The following is a 5386-nucleotide window of genomic DNA, read 5'->3' as shown; positions in this document are numbered from 1 at the left end:
TAGCTTTTGAATTTGCTCCAACAGTAACACCGAAAAATACTGAAGTTGTAGGTGTAGATTTAGGCGTTAAGACACTAGCAACACTAAGCACTGGTGAAGTTTTTCCAAGCATCAAGCCTTATCGTACAGCTCAAGACAAACTAGCAAAATTACAACGACAACTTAGTAGGAAAGTCAAGCATTCAAGTAATTGGTACAAAGCTGTAGTTAGGCTAGCCAAACAGCATAGACGAATAGCTGACATCCGTAAAGACGCACTTCATAAATTGACAACATATCTAGCTAAAAACCACGGCACTGTTTCAATTGAAGATTTGAACGTCAGCGGTATGTTAGCCAATCATAAGCTGGCGAAATCTATAGTAGACCAAGGATTTTACGAGTTTAGAAGACAGCTTGAATACAAGTGCCAATGGTACGGCTGTGAATTAGTAGTAGTAGACAGATTTTTTCCATCTTCTAAGACTTGCTCTAGTTGTGGTCATGTACAGGATATGCCTTTGAATATCAGAACTTATGACTGCCCAGAATGTGGTCTATCCATTGAGAGAGACTTGAATGCCTCAATTAATTTAAGAGATGCGGTTGGCTTGACCGTGAATGCCTGTGGATGAGTAACCGCTGACGGTCTCAGTTGTTTGCGTAGCATTCCGTAGGAAAGCAGGAAGTAAACATCAATTTATCACTTTTTGTGACGCGTTGTATCAGTTTTATGAAGCAGATGGATTTGATATCAAATATCACTTCTAACTTTTGACTTTTAACTTTTGACTTTAGTATGGTACTATGTCCTGTTTGTGGCACAGAATACATTGACACATTCCCAGAATTTTGTTCTGTCTGTAGTTGGGATTTAACATCAGACACTACCTTCTTTGCTACAGCAGAAATATACCAGCGAAAAGAAGAAGCAAAATTGAACTGGGCTAGACAAATGTGGCAAATTGTACAAGACCAGAAAAATCAAAATAGTGAGAATAACACCATAAGTTTACCTTTTGGACAGGTAGATGAGGTAAATCACAATCAAAATTTCAATGGGGACCTCAAAAGACAACTAGATAAACTACAAGCTCAGTTAGATCGGGCAGCAATGGAACGCTTTCAGCTTCATTCTCAGTTAGAGTGGGTACTTTATCGCCTCGAACAACTTAACCCAGAAATATTGACAGATACTCTATATCGTATTGAAGAAAATCTAAATGCCATGGCAACTCCAGAAGCACCAATGTCAGAAGTAGGGATAGACTATAACCCACTGATAAATCTTTTGGCTGCAGGAAAATGGCGAAAAGCGGACGAACTTACCTGGGAGTTGTTGTTGGAAGTAACCCTCCGCGAAGATGAAGGTTGGCTACAGTTAATAGATATTGAAAATTTTCCCTGCACAGACCTTCTGACTATTGACTGGCTTTGGGAGTATTACAGTAACGGGTTGTTTGGCTTAAACGTACAACAACGTATATGGGAAAGTGTAAGTGGAGAATATGGAGATTTTTGCGACCGCGTTGGATGGCGAAATGGAGAAAGTTGGAAATATTATGATGAACTTAGCTTTAACCTGCAAGCTCTAGAAGGTCACTTACCTGTAATTATATGGCGACGACGTGCTTGTTATGGAGTTGGTAAAATGATAGCTCCTGAAACATTTTTGGCTTTTATATCTCGACTAACAATTTGTAATAGTAGTAGATAGGGTAGTCCTGCATGGTAATGGTAAGGATATATATTTTTTAATTTTTCCCACACTCCCCATCCCCCCATATCCCCAAATTCCCCTCCACCGGAGGGGTTAGGGGTGGGTCCCCATCTCCCCACACTTCTTTTTCCATTACTATGCACCACCACCGTAGATAGAAATAGGGTTTGCTGAAAAAGTCTTTTTCAGGAGTAATATCAAGCTCACCAAGCTCACCAAGGATTGAAATCTTTGGCTAATATTTTAAGTCATCTTAAGATTACTCTTGACGAGTATACCATCTTTTTCATCTTTTTATATTGTGGTTAATCTAGTGCAACTTTATTTATAGAACCCATTTGGGATCTCCTGGCCTAATCATAAGCCTTACAGTTTCTTGGTTTAATCATTATTGGCATAATATCATGTCCGGTAGCATCGGTATTGTATAGCAAGGGTAGGGAACACTTAACTGGGAACAGGGAACAGGCAAGAATACTTAAGGGCAATAAAAAACTTAAATTTCCTGTAGATATTCACCTTTGGGTTTACACGAACGCGCCCCAGCAGACATGATATAAATAGTTACTAAAGGCTATTACCTAGACCTAAATTGCTCAAGATATTAGCTACTTCAGAAGCTAATTTAGCTTGAAAAAGATACGGTTAGGGGTTCTATATAAGCTCTAAAGAGAACAGGACTTATGCAACGACACTAATTATTTGGTTGGAGTCCCGTCGAGGGTCGCGACAACTTTTTAGTATCCCTATCCACTTTTTCCTTCTTCCTTCTTCCGGCGTTGGTGAAAAGAGGTATGATATCATGTCCGAATAAGAGCGGGATAGAACTCCATTCCGCACTCCGCGTTAACGTGCATTGTGCGCCAGCAAACAAAAAACTTTCTCCTTCTATTCCTTATTTCTTCTTCTTTCTTCCCTACTGACTCCTCAGGAGTCAGTCCTCAGTAATTAAGATTAATATCATACCCTAATTTACCAAAGCCCCTTCTTCAAATATTATTTTGAATTACCTGCCGATATTCACTCTTACGCTTCACACCTTTCAACTGTTCGACCAAACCCTTGTTCTTAAAAAACTGAATCGTTGGTGTAGACATTACCCCTGCATTCTGAGCAATCTCCGGATCTTGCTCAATATCAATCTCTACATAATGAATTTTTCCCTCAAACTCTTGTATAACCTTCTCAAAAATAGGCTTCAAAGTATGACATGGAGCGCAACTAGGAGCAGAATACTTAACTATAATTAGGCGATCGCTCTGGTGGTAGAGTTTCCGCAAAGCATAACCGCCCAGATGATGAGTAGCATTATGGTCAAAACTCTCAACAGTATCAACAACTATCTCCTTATCCGACTTCTTAGTTGCTTTTTCCTGAGCAAACTCCTGTGTCAAACCTCTTTCCGACAACCATCTCTCTACCAACATTGCCCCCATACAACCACTACCAGCAGCAGTTATTGCCTGACGAAACTCACTATCTTGGACATCACCTACAGCATAGACACCTTCAACGCTAGTTTTAACCATATCTCGAGTAACCACATAACCCTTCTCATCCAACTCCAACTGTCCTTGAAAAATTTGGGTATTCGGGGTATGACCAATCGCATAAAACAAACCTCCAACTGGTAAGTCCTGCTGTGTACCAGTCTGATTATTTCTCAGTTTCACACCTTCCAAAACACCATTACCATATACATCTATAACTTCAGTTTGCCAATGAACAGTAATTTTTGGATTTTCTAACACCCTCTGCTGCATAGTCTTACTCGCCCGCATCTGGTCTCGACGTACCAATAAATGAATATGAGAACCATACTTAGTTAAATAAATAGACTCCTCTGCTGCAGTATCCCCACCTCCAATAACTGCTAATTCCACTCCCTTAAAAGCTGGGTTAGCTCCATCGCAGACAGCACAAGCAGAAATACCACTATTCCAAAATTTTTCTTCACTAGGTAGTTTGAGTTTTTTGGCAGTCGCCCCAGTAGCAATGATGATGCTATAAGTTTGAATTTCTCGTTCCTCTGACTTAATAGTAAATGGGTACTGAGCTAGGTCTACAAAAGTAACATCTTCGGTGTATAGTTCTGTTCCCCAGCGAACTGCTTGATTTTTCATCCGTTCCATTAATTGCGGTCCGGTAATACCTTCGGGGAAACCAGGAAAGTTCTCTACTTCAGTCGTTGTCATTAGTTGACCGCCTGGTACACCTCCTATTTGATAACCTTCAAAGACTACTGGTTTGAGGTTAGCGCGTCCTGCATAGATAGCGGCAGTATAGCCTGCTGGTCCTGAACCTATAATTACTAAGTTTTCTATTCTTTGTTTTGTCATAATATTAAGATTTCGCGGTAGATAGTAACGTCTTTGTGTTGTACTTTCTTCCAGCTATTAGAGTTATTAGAAAAAATTTGTTTTCTCGATACTTTTCTTTTTTTTCGGCGTTGCACAGTGACGAATGATTTTATATTTTTGATGAATAGGATTTTGGATTTGATAATTACTAGAATGACTAATTAATGGTTTTTTTTACTCAAAGTCTAAACTAATTTTTGGTAATATCATTCCATAATGTGCAACCCCTTTTTTTCAGTGTTAATTTACCGACACAGCTAGGATATAACCAGTGGAATTTTTCTATATTTTGCCTGCATCGGTTGTATTTTGTTAATCTACCTGAACCTAGTTATACAGTTAATCTAGTGAATAGTTCCTGATTTTTTGTAGACATTGTTTGCTTGTTAAATCGTACTAAAGCTTGGTTAAAATTTCTCTCTTTGCTTAGTTTTTTTGAACTTACAATATATGACTATATCTATGTAGAACTTTTGCTATACCTGCTTATCAAATTATACCAAATTCACGCAAAGGTACTTATATCAAGTCTCATTAATTAGCCAGGGGTAAAAATGTTCTTCTCTTAAGAGGAAATTTTTTTGAGGAAATATTTTTTCAGTCCGAATGCTGGGCAAACAAATTTCCCCTTCTTCCCTACTCCCTACTCCCTAAATTTTTCCGAAGTGGTTATTTAAAGAGACATGATATTACATCTTAATCTAAGTTTTCTGCATTGACGTTGAATTTTGCTAACCTACTATTGTTTACATTATTAAAATAAATATTTCTGAAGAGATAATTTTAAAATTGTCATGTTAAGTAAATTATGAATAAACGTAAAGTTGCCTAGTTATTGATATTATTCTCAATTATTTGACGAATTTACTTAATTTGGAGTCTATGATATGATTTTTATAGTCACAGGATTGGTGTAATTAATTTGCCAAAAAACTCTGCAAACTATATTGAAATCGTATGATATTAAGTAATTTTAATTTTAATCTGTTGGCCAAAAAAACAATTTTTCTAGAGACAGCTTAACAATAAAAGCCGAAAATTTGACAAAAAACGAGATTTGTGTGTTTTTGTTTTGGTTATTGGTAGAAATTTCAATAAAACAGAAAAAATTATGGACAGAATATTAGAACCAGAAGTCATGGACACTTGGGAAGAAGCAGAAGAATATGACTCAATGGACTTTTTGGAAGTCAATCAAGCCTTTGCAGAAAGTTCTATAGAAATCGGCCCAAAAAAAGGATTAGTTCTTGATGTCGGTACTGGTACTGCCAGAATACCGATATTAATATGTCAGCAACAACCAGAATGGCAAATAATTGGCATTGAT

Annotated in this window: 3 protein-coding genes and 1 pseudogene; 3 read left to right on the top strand and 1 reads right to left on the bottom strand. The window is 37.7% G+C overall.

Annotation, left to right across the window (positions count from 1 at the left end; all coding sequences use genetic code 11):
- A partial coding sequence (locus F6K13_RS16575) for an RNA-guided endonuclease TnpB family protein (RefSeq protein ID WP_287287858.1) occupies nt 1-614 on the top strand: 614 nt, incomplete at its 5' end.
- A 164-nt stretch (nt 615-778) separates the two neighbouring features.
- Nucleotides 779-1696 carry a GUN4 domain-containing protein gene (locus tag F6K13_RS16570; RefSeq protein ID WP_124154925.1) on the top strand — a complete coding sequence of 306 codons (918 nt, stop codon included), beginning with the start codon at nt 779-781 and terminating at the stop codon, nt 1694-1696.
- 992 nt (nt 1697-2688) lie between these two features.
- On the opposite strand, the gene trxB is transcribed toward F6K13_RS16570, so the two are convergent.
- The gene (gene trxB / locus F6K13_RS16565; protein ID WP_124145706.1) at nt 2689-4038 is read right to left on the bottom strand and encodes a thioredoxin-disulfide reductase; all 1350 of its coding nucleotides are present in this window, start codon (nt 4036-4038) and stop codon (nt 2689-2691) included.
- 1132 nt (nt 4039-5170) lie between these two features.
- Between trxB and F6K13_RS16560 the strand changes: the two are divergent.
- Nucleotides 5171-5386: pseudogene (locus F6K13_RS16560) on the top strand (class I SAM-dependent methyltransferase); the annotation flags it as partial.

This window comes from Okeania sp. SIO2B9 (assembly GCF_010672505.1).
Taxonomy (GTDB): Bacteria; Cyanobacteriota; Cyanobacteriia; order Cyanobacteriales; family Microcoleaceae; genus Okeania; species Okeania hirsuta.
The sequence above is the reverse complement of the archived record's forward strand: the minus strand, read 5'-3'. Positions and strand labels throughout refer to the sequence as shown.